At 50.4% G+C, this 17,236-nt stretch carries 14 protein-coding genes; 8 read left to right on the forward strand and 6 right to left on the reverse strand.

Annotated elements, in window-relative coordinates; genetic code table 11:
• Nucleotides 1–88 precede the first annotated feature (88 nt).
• The 4 genes from DUT67_RS10625 to DUT67_RS10640 form a co-directional block, all read right to left on the reverse strand.
• Entirely contained in the window at nucleotides 89–2,551 is a 2,463-nt protein-coding gene (locus DUT67_RS10625) for a putative virulence factor (RefSeq protein WP_113627466.1), read from the reverse strand.
• On the reverse strand, nucleotides 2,548–5,535 hold the full coding sequence (locus tag DUT67_RS10630) for a virulence factor SrfB (protein WP_113627467.1): 2,988 nt from the start codon (nucleotides 5,533–5,535) through the stop codon (nucleotides 2,548–2,550). Before DUT67_RS10630 ends, DUT67_RS10625 begins: the two co-directional genes overlap by 4 nt.
• A 2-nt stretch (nucleotides 5,536–5,537) precedes the next feature.
• The gene (locus DUT67_RS10635; protein ID WP_113627468.1) at nucleotides 5,538–6,929 is read right to left on the reverse strand and encodes an SrfA family protein; all 1,392 of its coding nucleotides are present in this window, start codon (nucleotides 6,927–6,929) and stop codon (nucleotides 5,538–5,540) included.
• 394 nt (nucleotides 6,930–7,323) lie between these two features.
• Nucleotides 7,324–8,013: an expansin EXLX1 family cellulose-binding protein gene (locus tag DUT67_RS10640; protein ID WP_113627469.1), complete on the reverse strand. Its 690-nt coding sequence runs from the start codon at nucleotides 8,011–8,013 to the stop codon at nucleotides 7,324–7,326.
• Nucleotides 8,014–8,343: 330 nt separating this feature from the next.
• Here DUT67_RS10640 and DUT67_RS10645 point away from each other — a divergent pair, with 330 nt between their 5' ends.
• The 7 genes from DUT67_RS10645 (at nucleotide 8,344) to DUT67_RS10675 (ending at nucleotide 15,311) form a co-directional block, all read left to right on the forward strand.
• Nucleotides 8,344–8,772, forward strand: a complete 429-nt coding sequence (locus DUT67_RS10645) for an OsmC family protein (RefSeq protein WP_039291849.1) — start codon at nucleotides 8,344–8,346, stop codon at nucleotides 8,770–8,772.
• 288 nt (nucleotides 8,773–9,060) lie between these two features.
• The gene (locus tag DUT67_RS10650; protein ID WP_011093779.1) at nucleotides 9,061–9,447 is read left to right on the forward strand and encodes a cytochrome b562; all 387 of its coding nucleotides are present in this window, start codon (nucleotides 9,061–9,063) and stop codon (nucleotides 9,445–9,447) included.
• 105 nt (nucleotides 9,448–9,552) lie between these two features.
• Nucleotides 9,553–10,107, forward strand: coding sequence for a TetR/AcrR family transcriptional regulator (locus DUT67_RS10655; protein ID WP_011093780.1), 555 nt, complete (start codon nucleotides 9,553–9,555; stop codon nucleotides 10,105–10,107).
• A gap of 135 nt (nucleotides 10,108–10,242) precedes the next feature.
• Nucleotides 10,243–11,439 (forward strand): MFS transporter, encoded by a 1,197-nt coding sequence (locus tag DUT67_RS10660; RefSeq protein ID WP_113632002.1) that lies wholly within the window; start codon nucleotides 10,243–10,245, stop codon nucleotides 11,437–11,439.
• A 149-nt stretch (nucleotides 11,440–11,588) separates the two neighbouring features.
• Nucleotides 11,589–12,077, forward strand: a complete 489-nt coding sequence (locus DUT67_RS10665; RefSeq protein ID WP_113632001.1) for a GNAT family N-acetyltransferase — start codon at nucleotides 11,589–11,591, stop codon at nucleotides 12,075–12,077.
• 169 nt (nucleotides 12,078–12,246) lie between these two features.
• Nucleotides 12,247–14,220 (forward strand): methyl-accepting chemotaxis protein, encoded by a 1,974-nt coding sequence (locus DUT67_RS10670; protein WP_113632000.1) that lies wholly within the window; start codon nucleotides 12,247–12,249, stop codon nucleotides 14,218–14,220.
• Nucleotides 14,221–14,444: 224 nt separating this feature from the next.
• Nucleotides 14,445–15,311, forward strand: coding sequence for an HTH-type transcriptional regulator ArgP (locus tag DUT67_RS10675; protein ID WP_368350130.1), 867 nt, complete (start codon nucleotides 14,445–14,447; stop codon nucleotides 15,309–15,311).
• Here the strand turns inward: DUT67_RS10675 and DUT67_RS10680 are convergent.
• On the reverse strand, nucleotides 15,308–15,574 hold the full coding sequence (locus tag DUT67_RS10680; RefSeq protein WP_048260072.1) for a DUF3811 domain-containing protein: 267 nt from the start codon (nucleotides 15,572–15,574) through the stop codon (nucleotides 15,308–15,310). The genes DUT67_RS10675 and DUT67_RS10680 overlap by 4 nt on opposite strands.
• 142 nt (nucleotides 15,575–15,716) lie before the next feature.
• On the opposite strand from DUT67_RS10680, the gene DUT67_RS10685 reads away from it, so the two are divergent.
• Entirely contained in the window at nucleotides 15,717–16,028 is a 312-nt protein-coding gene (locus tag DUT67_RS10685; RefSeq protein WP_223254585.1) for a nuclear transport factor 2 family protein, read from the forward strand.
• A gap of 244 nt (nucleotides 16,029–16,272) precedes the next feature.
• Here the strand turns inward: DUT67_RS10685 and DUT67_RS10690 are convergent, their stop codons facing one another.
• Nucleotides 16,273–17,190: an aminoglycoside phosphotransferase family protein gene (locus DUT67_RS10690; RefSeq protein WP_113631998.1), complete on the reverse strand. Its 918-nt coding sequence runs from the start codon at nucleotides 17,188–17,190 to the stop codon at nucleotides 16,273–16,275.
• Between the last annotated feature and the right edge of the window lie 46 nt (nucleotides 17,191–17,236).

Below are 17,236 nucleotides of genomic sequence, written 5' to 3' on the forward strand. Positions count from 1 at the left end.
AGGATGTGGCAGAAAAAAGGAAACATGACGTGAATATTAGTGACAATGTCACGCCACGTTTCCTATATCAAAAACGGTAAGCTGAACGTTATTTCTCAGCGGGTTTAATCAGCGCCAAAATTGTGCCGAGTTGCTCGCGCTGTTCAGCGCTGACTTCTCGCGCAGCGGAGTAGCCCGCATTCTGGATAATCATCTCGTTTAGACCAACCAGCCAATCATAAATATAAAACGCCGTATTGTTGGTAGGCGTGAGCGACAGCTTGGTTAAACGCTGTGAGGCCCCAAAGCTGACAGCTTGTTTTTCCGGCTTAGCGAAAATTTTATGGCCGCGATTAATACGGCTGACAGGGCGCAGGGATTCATCAAGCTGCTGGAAGCCAAGCCAGGCGACAAAGTCGCCGAGAATGGTTAGCACGCGTGAAACCTGACGGTCGGCTTTATTCTCACGATTGATGCCCAACTGTTCACCATCGACCAACATATCGACCAGCGCTTCCTCGATCCGTAAACGGATGCTGCCGGTAATCAATTCTTCGACCAGCATTTCGATCGTTGATTTCGGCACGTTCAGCAGATCGAGGAGCGGGGCATTTTCCGGCAGGCCGCGTAGATAGTTAATCCAATAACGATACACACCGTGCGCATAGTCCGCCTCATAACCATGATCGATCGTCAGAACTGGCATGACAGGTTGATCGATAGCGATCGGCTCATCGGCAAACAGATCGATTTCGATCCCGACGCCAAACGGATCGCTATTGGCTAAGGGAGTGGAGAGATCTTCGGCATCTGAGTGGAAACCGCCGTAGTTTGCCCCTTTCTGTTGCAGATACAGACGGCGCAGCTCATCACGCGAAGGCAGAAGCCGTTCCAGCAGTTCGCCGTGCACGCCGGTGCGGGTCTGGAGCGATTTAAGCAAGGTTTCGGCGATGCGCTGTTTTTCTGCTGGATCGTCAACATCAACGGGCAGATACCAATTACCTAACAGGTTATCACTGAGTTCACGTTGGATTTCGTTAAGCTGTTCGCTGATGCGCCCCAGCTTCACTTCTCGGTTAACTTCGGTCCCCAGCCAGGTTGCCATCCGTGTTACACCACGTTTATCCATAGCCAGCATCGTTCCCCAGGCGTCGCCGGGATTACCGACATAGCGCTGTACCGCGGCATCGTAGTTTTGCCCGTGCGTAATACGACGGTCGTGACGGGTAACCGCCCAAATCAGCCCCGGTTTACGGTTGCTACGAACCTGCGCATTTTCACCTTGAGTCTGTTTGACCCAATGCTCCAGCGCTTTACCAACCACTTTAACGTCGGCACGATCGCCTGCGGCGCTGCATACCATCAGTACGTTCATTTCCTGATTGTCGGTATAGCGCTCCAGCAGATAGGCGCGTTTCGCACGCAATAACGTGTGCGCCAGCGGATACAGCGTGTTTTGACCTTTTGCTGGTGGCGCGGTGCGCGTCTCGCGAATTTCACCAAAGCCGGGGAAATCCAGTACATCGACCTGCTCGAACAGCGCTTCTTTAGGGGGCGACTGTAACGGGATAAGTAACTCTGCCGTCAGCATTGTTAACTCTGCCAGCGAGAGTTCTGCCGTTTTCCCCGCGCGGCCGTTTTGAACTGGGCGTACCAGCACGCTGGGATCGTCGGTACTGTGCAGTCGCTCCAGCGCGGAACCGTCGATCAGGCCGTCTGCGGGATTTAACTCATCATCCACCAGTGTCCGTAACGGTGCTAATAACTTACTCGCACCAGACAGATGTTGCAGCGTATGGTTGAAATGACGATACGCGGAAGTCAGCGAATTCAACTCTCCCCAGAGTACGGAGAAGAGCTGAGCACGGTCATCAACGGTAAGATAAGGTGCTAATTCAACCGCAACGGGCCAGAAGTGCGCTTCCAGCTGTTTTTGCCGTTTAACGTCGTGGCGCACGAGATAGTCCCAGAGTTCGACGACTTCATCGCGGCTCATCCCTTCGACGGGTTCTGGCTGGCGGTGCATCAACAGCGTTTTAATGTGCTCGGCGATATGGCGCTCATCCAGCTCCTCAAACGTTGTCTCTTGGTTGAGATCGTTCAAAAACGCGTTGGCCATGATCTTGCCAATATCCAGTTCGCTGAGGAGCTGCAACTGAACGGGAAACGATTTGTTCTTCACACCGGACTGCCGGCTAAAGCGCGTAACAAGCGCGGTGGCTCGATCAGATGGGTTAATGTGATCGACAAAATCCAGCTGCTGCCCCTCAAATGAGGTTTCCAGTTTGCCGTTTTCTCCCCCAGCCAGCGACGAGATAAGATAGCTTTTCCCAGCCTGAGACAGGCCAAAAAAGCCGATGGCAATCTCTTTCTGCGCCACATCGGATAGATGCTGCGCTTTATTGTGGTTACGACGCAGTTTGACGATCAGACGGTCGGCTTCAATATCCAGACGTGGGGCGTTCTGACGAGTGGTTTCAACCCAGTCGATGGCCTGTTCAACACCTTGTGCGACGGCCTGTAGCTGGCCGTGAAGTCGGGTGGAAAGCTGTTTAGGCGTTAATCGTTTCATTTTTTAAATACACTCCCACTATCGATCCAATAATGGGTCGCTCCTGAGCCGTTAGCGGATAATGTGTTCAACTTAAGTCGTAAATGATGAGGTGGAACGCGGGTACCGTCTTCTAATACCGCGTCGGCAATCTCAAAGCGCTCGGGGCTGTCTTGATCGTCGCCTTTCGTTACAGCCAGTCGGACGCGCAGCTTGCTGTCGCCAACGACCTTACGGGCTAAATCCTGATCGACAATCGATAACATATAGAGTGAGGAGGCGGGCCAGCGCTCGTTGTCCAACTGACGGAATCCGAGGCAGAGCGAACCACGCACCTGGAAGCTGTGTTTAGGATCCAGCACAAAATCAGGTTCATCCAGATCGATATCGCTGTAATACACATTATCCAGCGTCAGCGCATTGTTGCTGTCCATCATGCCGAGGTAACGCACCGTGGAATAAGGCTGGAAATCACCGACCTTAAAGTAAAAGCCCGGCAGACGCAGGTCTAGAGCTAACAGGCACAGCATCGCGCCGACGGCAGCGGTGGATTTCGGGTTATCGATGCGTCCACGCTTGTTAAACGGATACCAGTCATTGGTGTGATAGCCATCCAGCGACAGCATCCGGTTGATCGGCAGCGGTTGCAGGTGGCGGAACAGCGCCTGAATCCCCGGGAAGCGCGAAGGGCGTCCGGTAAGCAGCAGCACATCGCATGAATACAGCGACACGACTTCAGACATCAGGCGCAGATTCTGCGTGATGTTCATTTTGTTCGATAGGAATTCGCCATGCAGCTTGTTCAGTTTGAGGATGAGCGGCACCTGTAAAATATCGAATACGATATCGCTAACTGGTAACTCACGCTGCACTTCTGTATTGATGTATTCCAACACTTTTTCCGTCGGTGCCTGTTCCAGCAATTCACCGAAGGTGGATTCAATCTCGGCGCTGGTGTCCAGCGGATCAAAGCGCTCGTAAGCTTCCAGAATCGCGCGACCGATTGGAATGAAGACCTGCAACGTTACCTGTTGACGCAGCGTAAGCTGTGCATCCATACGGCCTTCATTGCCAAACAGCTTCGCCATCAGCGCATCTGGGCTAGCCATTCCTGCGGTTTTCAGCGCAGCCTGTAGTGCGGGGAGGATATAAAGCTGAATTACATCCAGCAGGATATCGTCACCTGCAACCTTAAAGCCTTCGCGGAACAGCAGGCGTGGAATAATTTTAACGTTGTTACCGACGCCGTCATCAAGCAGATATTGCGTAATGGCGAGGTCCGTGGTACCACCGCCGATGTCGATTGAGGCAATGCGCAACGTTTTGCCTGCGGGTTCGCCCTCGTCGAGTTCTTTATCTGGGCGAGCCATGCTGGCGAAGAAGTCTTCAGCACGGCCACCAAAGTTCACCTGTGCTTCGTTATACAGATAAACCATCTGCCCGCATGTTGCTTCATCCCATTCGATTTGTACTTCAGGCACTGGAACCCGGCTCTGCTGCTTGTCGGCCAGCGTGGTGAAGTCTTCGTCCATCGGGTGCCAGTCCATCGCTTTCCAGACCAGCGCAATGGCTTCATGCATGCGGCGGCGGAAAATCTCACGCTCAGGTTTCGGCATCGCGGAAGGCAACGTCAGAATGATGTTACGCAATTGGCGCGGTGCGCTGCTGTGGATCATCTTCAAGCGTTGGGCGGCGCTGTTCATCTGCATGAGCGCCTGTGCCAGCAGTTCTGAAAGCATGAAGGTCATGATCGAACTACGGCTGTAATGCGGCGAAAATACCGGTAAACGCTCATCCAGCGGCTGGTTGTAGAGCGGTTGCCCCTCATCATTCAGCATGATGGTCAGCGGCATGGCAGTGGCTAATGGTTCGGCTTGTGAATGTGCGTCCGTCTGGCTAAAACGCCAGCCGGGTGCATAGCTTTCTTCATCCCACAGGTAACGGCGCGGGCTGGAAATACCGCTCGATCCTTCCGTTCCCTGACGCAGCAACGCCATGTGGCTAGCTTCACGTCCGACGCGAGTGATTGACGGCCAGATGAAGGCGTCATCACGACCGCTTTCTACGGAGAAGTTTTCCTTGCCGAACTTCGCCTGTGAAAACTCAACGCGGCTCTCAAACAGTTCGTTATACAGATAATGTGGCTCATTCAGATCGCGCAGTTGCAGTTCATAGGTCTGCTTCAGGCCGTTGCTTTCATCTGCATGGTCTTCTACCAGAATGCCGCAGGTGTGCGAATTACCGACGTCCAGAATCAGATCAACGTTGACGGCAGGCTCCTGCAACGTGCTGGTGTTGATACGAATTTCCGGTATCTCAAGCTGGTTGCCCAGCATATCCAACACATTCAGGTAATGCGCCTGATATTCGAATCCCCTGAGCGCCACTTTCACATCATGGCTGTCACGTTTTTCCTGCGTCTTAACCTGCTGACTAAAGACTTCCCGCAGCCAGCCGTCGACCCAGGTTGCATCGAGGAATTCACCTAGCTCGTCGCTGTGATAAGCCAGCGCGAAACTCCCGCCAGTTTTGATGTCATTAGCATTAGGCGCCAGCGACTCGAACTCGTGACCTTCAGGGTAGGTTTTGGTATCGAATGCCAGACAAATGCGGTGCGTATTGCCGTCCTGATCGGGCGTATCCAAAGCCAGGATCCGCATCCGCGCCCAGTTATCCGGCCCGCCCATAAAGGTACGCGGCGGATTGAAGCGGAAGAAGGGCAACGGCAGCCAGATGTTCTCCAGCAGCTTCAATGATTGATCAAGTGAAGCACTTAACTCAGGCTTGACCACTTCCGGCGGCATACCCGTTGCAGAAGGCAGCAGGTATTTGTCCGTATGTTCATCGTAAAGCAGGTGCAATAAGGGGCCGTTGGCACTTTTACGCACATAGCGGTTAGGCTGTTCCGCCGAAAACTGTGGCTTTAACGCAAAATCCAAAAACTGAATCCCGCTGTCCTGAATCAACGTAATGCGTTGTTTATAATCGGTAATCGTCGCCAGCATGATTATTTACTCTCGCGCTTTATCGTCATCGGGAAAACGGTGTCTGCGTCATAACGACCGATACACTCCGCAGCGGTGCCAGACGCACCTTGTTTACAAACCAGTTCCGGCATCTGGAAACGGGAATTATCGGAACAGCGCGCACCAGAACGGCTGTTGATGATCAGATTGCCAGAACCCATTAAGCCAGCCTCAACGTTGGCGCGACACGTGACACCGTCACCATGAGTGATACGTGCCGTTCCTTTGCCATTTTGAATCTGGTAACGCAGGCTAGGTGGTCTGCCGGTAATCGGCGCTTTACTATCAACAATGACGCGCCAGTTGCCGTTCAGGAACTTGATGGAGCCAATTTTCACAGCATCGGCTGGCATAACTAAATCATCTTTGCCCGCAGGAAGTGCTGGCACTTGCTCGACAACGGGTTCAACCGGCTCTTTTGGTTCAACGGCAGCAGGCGCTTCTGGTTTGGCCGCTTCTACGGTCGGCGCAGCAGAAACAACAGGTGGAGCTGGAATAGGGGGCTCAGCCGCTTTCACGATCTCTTTCTCTGCGACCGGCGGAACTGGTGGCGGCGTTGGTTCAGTTGGCGTGGAAGAAGACAACGCGCGTTTTTCTGGCTTGACCGTCGCGGCCTGTTCGGATGTCGGTTTTTCTTGTTCTGACACGCAGCCGCGTATCTGCAATGACAAAATCGCTAACAGCGCGGCGGCAGGTAACAGCCACCACAGGCGGAAGAACGGCGGACGAGTAGGCAAAGCTACTGCTGTAGCGGCAGGCGCAGGCGTTGGTTCGATGGCTTCGGGTTGAACGACAGGCTGTGGTTCTGGCTCCGGTACAGGGTCGACCAACGGCGGCGTTGGTGCGCTTGCGGCAGGGACGGGGGCAACAAAAAGCGGCTCTGCTTCCTTGATGATAGGTCGCAGGCAGTCCAATGCATCAAGGCGGGATTTCTTATCAAGATTGACGAAGCCCCAGAATGTTAAGACGGGCTTACCATCAACCAGATAGACGTGGTTCGCCCCTGGGAACTGTATCGCTTTTGCCAGCAGGACACCGAAAAGCTTCTGCCCCGCTTTTTCTGCATTTTGCGCACGCTGGCTAATGTCGGCAACTGCGGTTTGATAGGTTTCCAGTAACGACAGCGCCGTTTCTCGTTCTTCTTCACTAGCGGCAATCCAAGAGGTGACTTTACCGTCAACCGGCGAATACCAGTCAATGCGGTCGCCATGCTCGTTGGGTTGGGGGATCGCCAGACAATCGGCAATCTGCTGCTGTTTTCTGAGACGTAACGTTTCCCGCAATTGAAGTGCCGATGCATAAACTGGCTGCCCGTTTTCACCCAGCGCCAGAAAATCATCCAAACTTCCACTACGTAAAAATAATTTTGCCACGCAAAAGAGACCTTTTGTAATGATGCCTAAAGCAGAAAATAAAATGTAATCTGCGACAGGGTATACTGTAGTGCGAATGATGGCGAATCAAACGCTTAAAGAAGTGATAAAACTAACAAATATTTGGGCAATAGAAAAAGTGGGAAACGGAACGTGTACGCCCGAGTTAAAGACGATGTCCAGGTAATATGATGAAAACGCTGGGGAAAGTGGCGTAGTGCCATTCATTTAAGTCCGTTATTAGGGGAAACACAGGGGGAGGTTCCCGCAGGGACGCCTCACCCCCGTGTATCTCGATGCTTATTAGGTAAAAATGGCGTGGGCTTTGATTAATCGTAATTTGGCAGAAACGAGGGACGCAGCACGGTGTCAGCGTCCCTCAAGCTGTGGGCGACTACAGTTGGACCTTGCCCGTGATCAGGTAAGCGGATGAGGTACTTTGTGACATTGGCGGTAGCGTGTCGCTGAGAACGTTACCTTTTACATCGGTAAATTCAATAGGAATATCGTTCATTCCGACGTGCTCAACAATAAAGTGGTTATAATCGGTTTTTTGTGCAGCAACCCACTGGTTATCGCGCATATATTTCATCTCAATAACCGGATATTTTACATTCCTAAATTGTACCGCAGCCCAATAAGGGTTTGAACCTTCCTTTATACGATAAATAACGTTGCCATTTACCGGCGCTTCGATGAGCGTCCAGTCTATATTAATTTTCCCATCCCGCAGATCGCCTATTTTCTCGAAAGCGTTAAACGATAAATCTAACGCGCAATCTCCACCTTCAGGATAAAGATCCGTGACATAAACCACCGTGCTGCCTTTTGGGCCATTCACTTTCAGGTAAGCCCCAGCCAGAGATGCCTTTACGCCGCGATAATCCAGTTGGCTACGGTTTAACGCGGTGATCTCCATGTTCGGTGGAATAGGGTCCAATAAGAGCGCGCCACCCTGATACCCAGAGCCGGTTGCGGTAGCGTAGCCGTAACAGATATCGTCTAGTTCCCACTGGGCGTGGGCGGTATTAATTAAGGGAATGACGCATAATGCGGATAACGCTAATGAGGTTATTTTATTCATGTTTCACATCCAATATGATTCAAGATTAATAACATAGGTGAGTTGTAAAAATAAATATGCCAAAACAGAATTCCATTTTCTGAAAACCTATTGCTTTGGCCCATCGATAATCCGAGTTTTGTATAAATAGGTAAATCGGTTTTATCTTAAAATAATAAAGCACTAAATATATCACTGAGTTTATTTCTATAGCATGAAATTATTATAGATATGAAGTAATCGATTTGGATTTATGCCGAATGTGTTCTACGGTTTAAAGGGTATGACGACAGCATAATTTCGCGCCAACGCGAATAGCTGCCAATGGCTAATCTATAATGAGGAGATTACATGACCATCCATAAAAAAGGGCAAGCGCATTGGGAAGGTGATATCAAGCAGGGAAAGGGCACCGTCTCAACGGAAAGCGGGGCATTGCAGCAGCAACCTTACGGCTTTAATACCCGTTTTGAGGGCAAACCCGGTACGAATCCAGAAGAGTTGATTGGTGCGGCGCATGCGGCCTGTTTCTCTATGGCGCTTTCACTGATGTTAGGCGAGGAAGGCCATAAACCCGAGTCAATTGATACGACTGCGGATGTCTCACTGGATAAAGTCGATGGTGGATTCGCGATCACCAAGATCGCCCTTCATAGCACGGTGAAACTTCCGGGGATTGATGAAGCTACGTTCGATAAGATTATCCAAAAAGCGAAGGCAGGCTGCCCAGTGTCAAAAGTGCTGAAGGCTGAAATTACGCTGGATTATCAGTTGAACTAACACTGTTCATCTATTTTACCAATAAAATTAGTGCTGATAAAAAGCTCACCAGAGTGGCTCTGGTGAGCTTTTTTACATTTATATAATTAAAAATAACGAAACGATTAAAAATAATTTAACATCTTTACCGTAATAACCATAAACTTAGCATAGTCATCGCTCCGTGATGTGGGCAATGGCGTAGGACGCAATATAACAAGATCAATATTGGGCTGGCCGGCGTGTGATGGTCAGATTCTCCGAGTATGTCGTGCTATGGAACACAAGCGAGAATTCAAGATGAATAGAATGACCAAGATCTGTTTTTCTGTACTGCTGGCCGGGAGTTTACTGACACCGGTTTTAGCGAATGCAACCGTGTCGGAAGACATGCGCGGTATGCAAAAAAGTTATACCGCGGCGACGAAAGCGGATGATGCTGCAACGTTGAAAACTGCGCTGAGCACATTCCGCGAACACGTCGAGCATGCTAAAACGCAAGTGCCGCCTGATTTCGCCAAGCAACCTGCAGATGGCCCAGATAGAAAAGCCTATGTGGAAGGTTTGGATAAGATTTTGCAAAAAGTCGACAGCGCGCAGGCTCTGGTGGATGCCGGTAAAGTGAGCGAAGCCAAAGCCGCATTAGCAGAAATCAATACGTTGAAAGGTGAATACCACAGTAAATTGAGAGGCTAAACCGCTTTTCGTTTACCATAAGCCGCCAGTGGGAATCGAACCACTGGCGGCTTTTTTTGTTATAAAGGTTACGATAGTCAGGATTGCCAGTTAAGGGGGAACAGAATGATGTCACCATCACACGATGCAGCGCATGATGGCAAAGATACACAACACAGAATTCTTGAGGCCGCGCTGGAAGTCATACTGGATCATGGCGTGCGAGGGGCAACCTACCGAAAAATTGCGCAACAGGCCGGGCTTTCTCCGGGGACGCTGACCTATCGCTATAGCAGCATTGAATTGCTGCTCAACAACGCGTTCGTCTATATGGTTGATGGTATCTCACAGGCATTCCGTGTCCGTCTCAAACAGGCAAAGGATATCGACAGCGCGCGTGAAGCGGTGGTTGATCTGATCTGTGGCGATATCTGGGCGACGCCACGTCATCTGACATTAAGCTTTGAGCTGTATGCGCTGGCATCACGTAAAGAAGAATATCGGCTGATATTGCAGGAGTGGATGACACGCAGCAGAAAGTCACTTCACCTTCATTTCAACATTGCAACCGCGTGCTCACTGGATGCGATGATTGAAGGATATACGATCCATAACTATCTCAATGATGACGCAGTTAGCCGTGAAGACATTCTCAATACGGTGATAAAACTGACATCCTGATATCGTCTGGCGCGATCTTGCCGGGCGTCTTCCCGTGGAAAAGAACGTAATGAAACAGGTGCAAAGCGGTGCATATTCGTGCGATAGTTATTCGTACGTATGTACGAATGCTTTTAAATAAAGACGATGAGAGCTATGACCACAAAACCCGCTATCAATAAATTCGCCCTGTTCGGGCTGATGTTCATCCCCGGTTTTACGTGGGCAACCTGGGTGACTCGAACCCCTGTGATGCGCGATGTTCTAAACGCTTCAACGGAAACAATGGGCATGATCCTGTTCGGTTTTTCATGTGGTTCCATGCTAGGGGTACTGGCTGCGGGTAAAGTCATTAACGTCCTCGGCATTCGTAAAACCATGGCCAGTGGATTTCTGCTGCTTCTGCTTGGGTTACTTGTGCTTGCCGTTTCACTTTCGATTCGGAGCACGCCCAGTGCCTTTATGGGGCTATTGATTTTCGGTGCGGGTGTCGGCTTGGTTGATATCGCCATCAACATTGAAGGTGCGGCGTTTGAACAACACCTGAATAAAAGTCTGATGACAACACTGCATGGATTCTTCAGCCTGGGAACACTGGTTGGTGCACTGGCAGGGATGGCAATGACGGCTTTTGGCATCAATACGACACTGCATTTTGTTGTCGTGGTTGCGCTGTCGATACTCGCCGCTATTTTGCTGATGCGCCAAATGCCGTGGTTGAGTGATTTGGCCAGTTCCGGGCAAGAGGAAAAAGGGAACTACAAGACTCAGGTTTTCAACGAACTTAAAGACAGTCGGCTGTTGATTCTGGGTGTGGTTATTCTTGCGATGGCGCTTGCGGAAGGCTCTGCCAACGACTGGCTGCCGTTACTGATGATTGATGGTCATAACTTCGGCCACACGACGGGGACGCTAGTGTATGTCGGGTTTACGGCGGGTATGACGCTGGGCCGTTTTGCTGGAGGATATTTTGTCGATCGCTTCGGTAAGGTCAATGTTCTCCGATTCAGTGCCGCTTCCGCCGCACTGGGGCTGACGCTGGTCATCTTCTCCGACACGCCACTGCTGGCCGCCGCTGCGGTTATCTTCTGGGGGATTGGCGCATCTTTGGGGTTTCCGCTCACGATTTCTGCCGCAGGAAGTGGAGAGAACAGCGCTGTTCGCGTCACTATTGCCGCAACGTTGGGCTACTTTGCGTTTCTCGTGGGTCCGCCTGCATTGGGCTTTCTTGGCGAGGTGGCGGGGTTACGCATCGCCATGCTGCCGGTGCTTGTCATGGTGATTCTGGCCTTTATTTGTTCTTCTTCCGCTCGCGACCGGGCGGCCAGAACGGCATCTGAAACCGCATCCTGACGTTTCTGCGCGGTTTCGTTTCGTATTATCGGAACCGCGCTGATTGTGTCATTATATTGATTATGTTGAAAATAAATTACGTGATGGCTGAAACTGCTGAATAACAGCCGTGAGGCTGGCCGTCACTCGGGTTGGGTAAAGTGAATACAATGGTAAATTTAACGGATATGACCGAGTCGGATTATCCCGACTATCGTCAGTTCTTTATTCTTGAATATGCTCAGGATTTACAAGAGTCCCGAGGGTATGGCGCGGAAAAGGCGAGGGCGATCGCCACGCAATCCATCGATATTGCGCTGCCGCAAGGCATCCATACGCCAGCCAATAAATTATGGTGTATTCATTCTTTAGACGGCGAAGGCATAATCATCGGCTATTTGTGGGTGATTCTGAACGGAAACTCTGCTTGGATATCTGATTTTTGCCTTCTGCCAGCCTGGCGTGGCCGCGGCTTCGGTAAAGCGTCACTGGCAGCGATGGACGTGGTGGTTGCCGCGTTAGGCATCAACGAAGTCGGACTGAGAGTGGCTACGGGTAACTCAGTCGCCAAGGCGTTATATGAAAAACAGGGATTCCAGATTACTGGTTTTAACATGCACAAAAGTCTGGAATCGGGCTCATCATCAGACTGCGGCTAAGTCTATGACGTAAAAAAACGATCTCCGACGACCATTGGCCTCCAGCCCTTATCTCTTGTTCATTCCTGCTACGCTAAAGTTCAAAAAAAAAACGCCGATAGACAAGTAGCAGGGAACTCATTGCAAGGGAATGTTGATTACGATAAGGGTCAACACCAGGAGAGCCATAATGGCCAAACAATTAATACAAAAAAAGACAATGAGCACCCGCGCCCAGGTATTGTTAACTGGCGCATTCACCATCGCACTCGGTTTCGCTGTCACCATCGGCGTACTCAGTTGGCAGTCCAGTAGTGAACAAAAGTCTTTGGCCGAGCGCTATTTACAGCAAATCGCCCAAAGCGAAGCCCTGAGAATTCAGCAGGAACTTAACTACGCCCGTGATGTGGCGCATAACCTTGGGCAAGGGCTGGCTGCTTTGCCATCCGCAGGCATTAAAGACCGCGCAGTGGTCGATAAAATGATGGAATATGCTCTGCGGGACAACCCAGAATACCTCTCGATTTCAGTCATTTTTGAAGAGAATGTGTTTGACGGACGTGATGCCGAATTTGCCGATCAACCAGGTCAGGCACCGAAAGGCCGCTACGCCTGGTTTGTTGACCGCGATCAGGCTGGCAATTACACCATGCATCCTCTGCTTTCTTATCTGACACCCGGCCAAGGCGATTACTACCTGCTGCCGCAAAAGAGCCAGAAAGATACGCTTATCGAACCCTACACCTATGCTTACAACGGCGTTCCAACGCTGCTGACGTCAGTTGCCGCACCGATTGTCAGTCAGGGGAAGTTGTGGGGCGTCGTCACGTCAGACATTTCTCTTGCATCATTGCAACAAAAAGTTAACCAGATTAAACCTTGGGAAGGCGGTGGTTACGCAATGCTGTTATCCAGCGCCGGTAAAGTCATCTCTTATCCTGAGAAATCTCAGACGAGCAAAGCCTGGCAAGGCCCGACAGACAATTTCACGTCTTCCGTGGTACAGCACGACGATGCGATTCTGGGCGAACAAGCGCTGGTTACCTGGCAGCCGGTCACCATCGGCAACAGCACGGAAAAATGGTATCTCGGGATTGTGGCGCCAGTGAGTCAAGTGATGGCCGCATCTGAGCGTCAGTTGATCAATGCCGTCATCATGATGGTGATCAGCATTCTGTTGGTGAGCGCGCTGCTGGGCTGGGTGTTCAGCCGTAAAGTGCTTAAACCTATTGGCGGCGAGCCGCTTGAAGCTGCAACCATCGCGCTGTCTGTTGCCGAAGGGCGGCTGAGTAATGTGATTGACGTGAAAGACAACGATCGCAGCAGCCTGTTCTTCGCGCTGAATACGATGCAATCACAGTTGCGTCAGGTGGTCGGACAGATCAAAGACGCCAGTGATTCCGTGCGACAAGGCGCTGCGGAAATTGCCAGCGGCAACCTCAACCTTGCCTCGCGTACGGAGCAGCAGGCTGCCGCGCTGGAGCAAACCGCAGCGAGCATGGAAGAGATCACCGCCACGGTGAAACATAATGCCAACAACGCCCATCAGGCCACGACTCTGACAGAGAATGCCACGAAGATAGCTCAGCGCGGTGAATCGCTGGTTAGTCAGGTGGTGCAGACGATGTCGCAGATTGACGATAGTGCGAAGAAAATTGGCGACATTACCGCCATGATTAACAGCATCGCTTTCCAGACCAACATCCTGGCGCTGAACGCGGCGGTAGAGGCGGCGCGAGCGGGTGAGCAGGGAAGAGGATTCGCCGTTGTAGCATCGGAAGTTCGCAGCCTGGCACAGCGCAGCGCCAGCGCGGTGAAAGAAATTGCCGCCCTGATTGAAGAGTCCAGCAAGCGTGTTGAAAGCGGCGTGAAACTGGTGAACGATGCGGGTAAAACCATGCAGGATATGACGCATGCCGTCAGTTCGGTACAAAGCATTATTGGTGAGATTGTCACCGCATCGGATGAGCAGGCGAAAGGCATCAGTCAGGTAACGATTGCCGTCAATGAAATGGATGGCGTAACGCAGCAAAACTCAGCATTGGTACAGCAGATGTCTGCCGCCGCCAGTTCGCTGGAAGATCAGTCCATGCTGTTGGCGCAAACGATAGAGCATTTCCGTCTGGAGCAGCAGCACGCTTTACCTCACGCGCTTTTAAGATAAAAACACACACATCACCCGGCGACCATAAGGTCGCCGGGCTGATATATCCGACTGACACGCCTGTAATGCCTGTTCACATTCCCCCAAACTTTCCCCGATTCGCGTATAGCATTCATAATTCTGTGAAAGTTGTATCGTTCCTTTAATTAAGGCAAATTAAATCATCCTGATCTTGTTAAGAAAAAATAACCATGCACCTAAATTATCCTTGCCTGAGAGCGTTCATGGAGATCGTCCGTAGCGGCAGTTTTGAGGTTGCGGCCCGTAAACTTCATGTCACGCCGTCTGCCATCAGCCAGCGTATCAAGCAATTGGAAGATCAGCTTGGTCAGGTATTGATCGTAAGGGGGAATCCTTGCCGTGCAACGCCGACGGGACAAGCGTTACTTCGGCATGCAGAACAGATAGATATGTTGGAGCATGAGCTCTTCAGTACGCTTGAAATGCCAGCCAGACAGAGTATCTCAGTGGCGGTAAATGCGGACTCTATAGATGGGTGGTTTCTGGATGCGATGGAAGATGCCTGTCACCAGTCTGGTATGTTGCTCGACATCCTCGTTGAGGATCAGGAGCATTCAGCGACGTTACTGCGTGAAGGTCGGGTCATGGCTGCAGTCAGTGCCAGCTCGGAGCCGATTCAAGGATGCGGCGTAGAATATCTGGGAACGATGCGCTATCGCGCCTATTGCTCACAGATTTTTCACGATACGTACTTTGCTGACGGCATTAATGCAGACAGTTTGCAAAAAGCGCCGCTCCTGATATTTAACAATAAAGACCGGCTACAGTCCTTATTCATAGAATCTCTGATTCCTGAAGTGATTGAACCGCCTCAGCAATTTGTCCCTTCAACCGCAGCCTTTGTCGGCGCTATTTTCAGAGGGCTAGGGTGGGGGATGATCCCTGAACATATGGCATCACCTTATACAGAAAAAAGCGAACTGGTTCAGTTGCAAATCGGCAACCCGATTGATATCCGCCTGTACTGGCACCGTTGGAATATCCGCTCTGTGCCGCTGGAAGCATTAAGTCAGAGTGTGCGAGCAGCGGCCATTACGCATCTTTTTCAATCACCAATGCCAGGACGCTAGCGGCGGCCTCGTAAATTCGTATTAGCAGACCATTCATAGGTTGTAGAGGAGTCAGGCTTGAATTTATTTTTCTTCTTATCGGCCCGCGCTTGCTTTGCCACGGCTTCACGTTCCTTCATCAGTTTATCGATGTAATCATCTTTAATATGATTACTCTCAGAATTGGTCAGCGGACGATCCTGTTTTTTTCTCGCCTGATCGAGTAACGTCTTAAGTTGACGCTGTTCACTTTCTGTCATGTCTTTCTGAGTCAGTCTGGGCATGGGAATGGACCTAGTAAGCGAGCTGGAAAACACATTGTAGAGGAAAATACCCTGAGTCCCAGATAAATCGCACAGCGTGTTTTTAACTTGGCTATTCAGACACAGTAGCACGATGAATATAAACGTATAACGGAGAGAAGTAATGTCACCAGAGTGGGCCGTAGCAGCGCAGTTTGAGGCTTATAACGAGCATGATATAGATGCATTCGTGGCCTGTTTTTCGCCAGACTTCAAAGCATACCGCATGCCGTCAGAAACATCGGCGATGGTAGGAAAAGAGGCGCTGAGAGAATTTTACGTGAATAACCGATTCAATAGCTCAGCGAAACTGCCAGTTCCTGCCTGGTTGCTCATTGGTTCGCATAATGTATATTATGTTAAATCACCTGTAGTGGTAAATAAGTTCATAAGTCACATCCACGTTGCGATAAATCAATACGTTAGTAATTTCTGACGTCCCTCTCGTTTCTTGCGTCATGTACTCACTCAACCAGTTGGTTATCTCCGACTGTAAACGGCAATGGATCCTGATGGACATGGCAACCTGTTTGTCATTGTTGTATCCACTCAGGTATCACATTGATCATCGTTCATAGTCCACACAGCATGCTTCGCTAATTTTTAACCGTTTGTTATTTTATGGAAGAATTGCAGGTTCTACGTCCCTATAACATGAATCCTGCATTAACTGGCATCACTCACTCCTTAGACTGCCAACGTTTCTTATTTTCCACATACCAATCTGGGGCGCTCGGCTTATCGAAATCCAAATGCTTTACTACGCCATCGAATATCTGCCGCATCTCTTCTGCTGCTTCTCCGCCAAGACCTATGCCTATGGGATAGGCATAAAGCATCTCCGTGAGTCTGTAGAATGCATCTAACTTCCAGAACTCATCTGGAACTTCCTCACCAAAATATCCGTTTATCTGCCCCACTGCGAAGGCAACGCTAGACCTTGCGGTAAAATCAACAGACATCATGGCAAGATAGGGATCGACACTCCCGCACATCTGAAAATCGATGGCGTACAACTCTCCCTCCGGAGAAATTACCATGTTGTCCGTCTGGAAATCCTCGTGCATCAAACTTGTCGGGCGCTCACCGATCCGATTAATGTTCTCACGCAGATATACGATGAGCTTATCTGCATCTTCGATGGTTTCTTGGCAGTTTAAATAACGCTCAATGTATTTTTCAATTCTTTCTCCATAGAGCTGAGCCCATTCAGGCGATGCTGGCTTATGGTCAATTTTTTCCATTTGCCTCAGCATATCAGCAGCCTTCTTGCCATAAACATACTGCTCGTCTTCAGTAAGAGTTTCCAGCACCTCCAAAGCCTCTCCGCCCTCGATCCAGGAGAGAAGCTGATAGACGCTCTTGCCATTATCAGATACGCCAAAGTCGACAGGAAAAGAGAGCTTGATTCCAGCGTCAGTAAACTTCTGCATTATCTCAAACTCAGACTTCTTTTTTTCGTATTCGGAGGCATCGGAAGTGCGAAGCAGGTACTTTTCTCCCCCGGCAGTCTCCACATAGTACTTCTTGTCGCTTGACCAGCCCTTATGTATCTGCTCGACTTTTGCAAATGCATCATGATGCGGGATTCGTATCATCTTATTTCATTCCTGTAAGAGCCTGATTTGAATGTTTTTAAAAGTA

It is taken from the genome of Pectobacterium peruviense (assembly GCF_003312355.2).
Taxonomy (GTDB): domain Bacteria; phylum Pseudomonadota; class Gammaproteobacteria; order Enterobacterales; family Enterobacteriaceae; genus Pectobacterium; species Pectobacterium peruviense.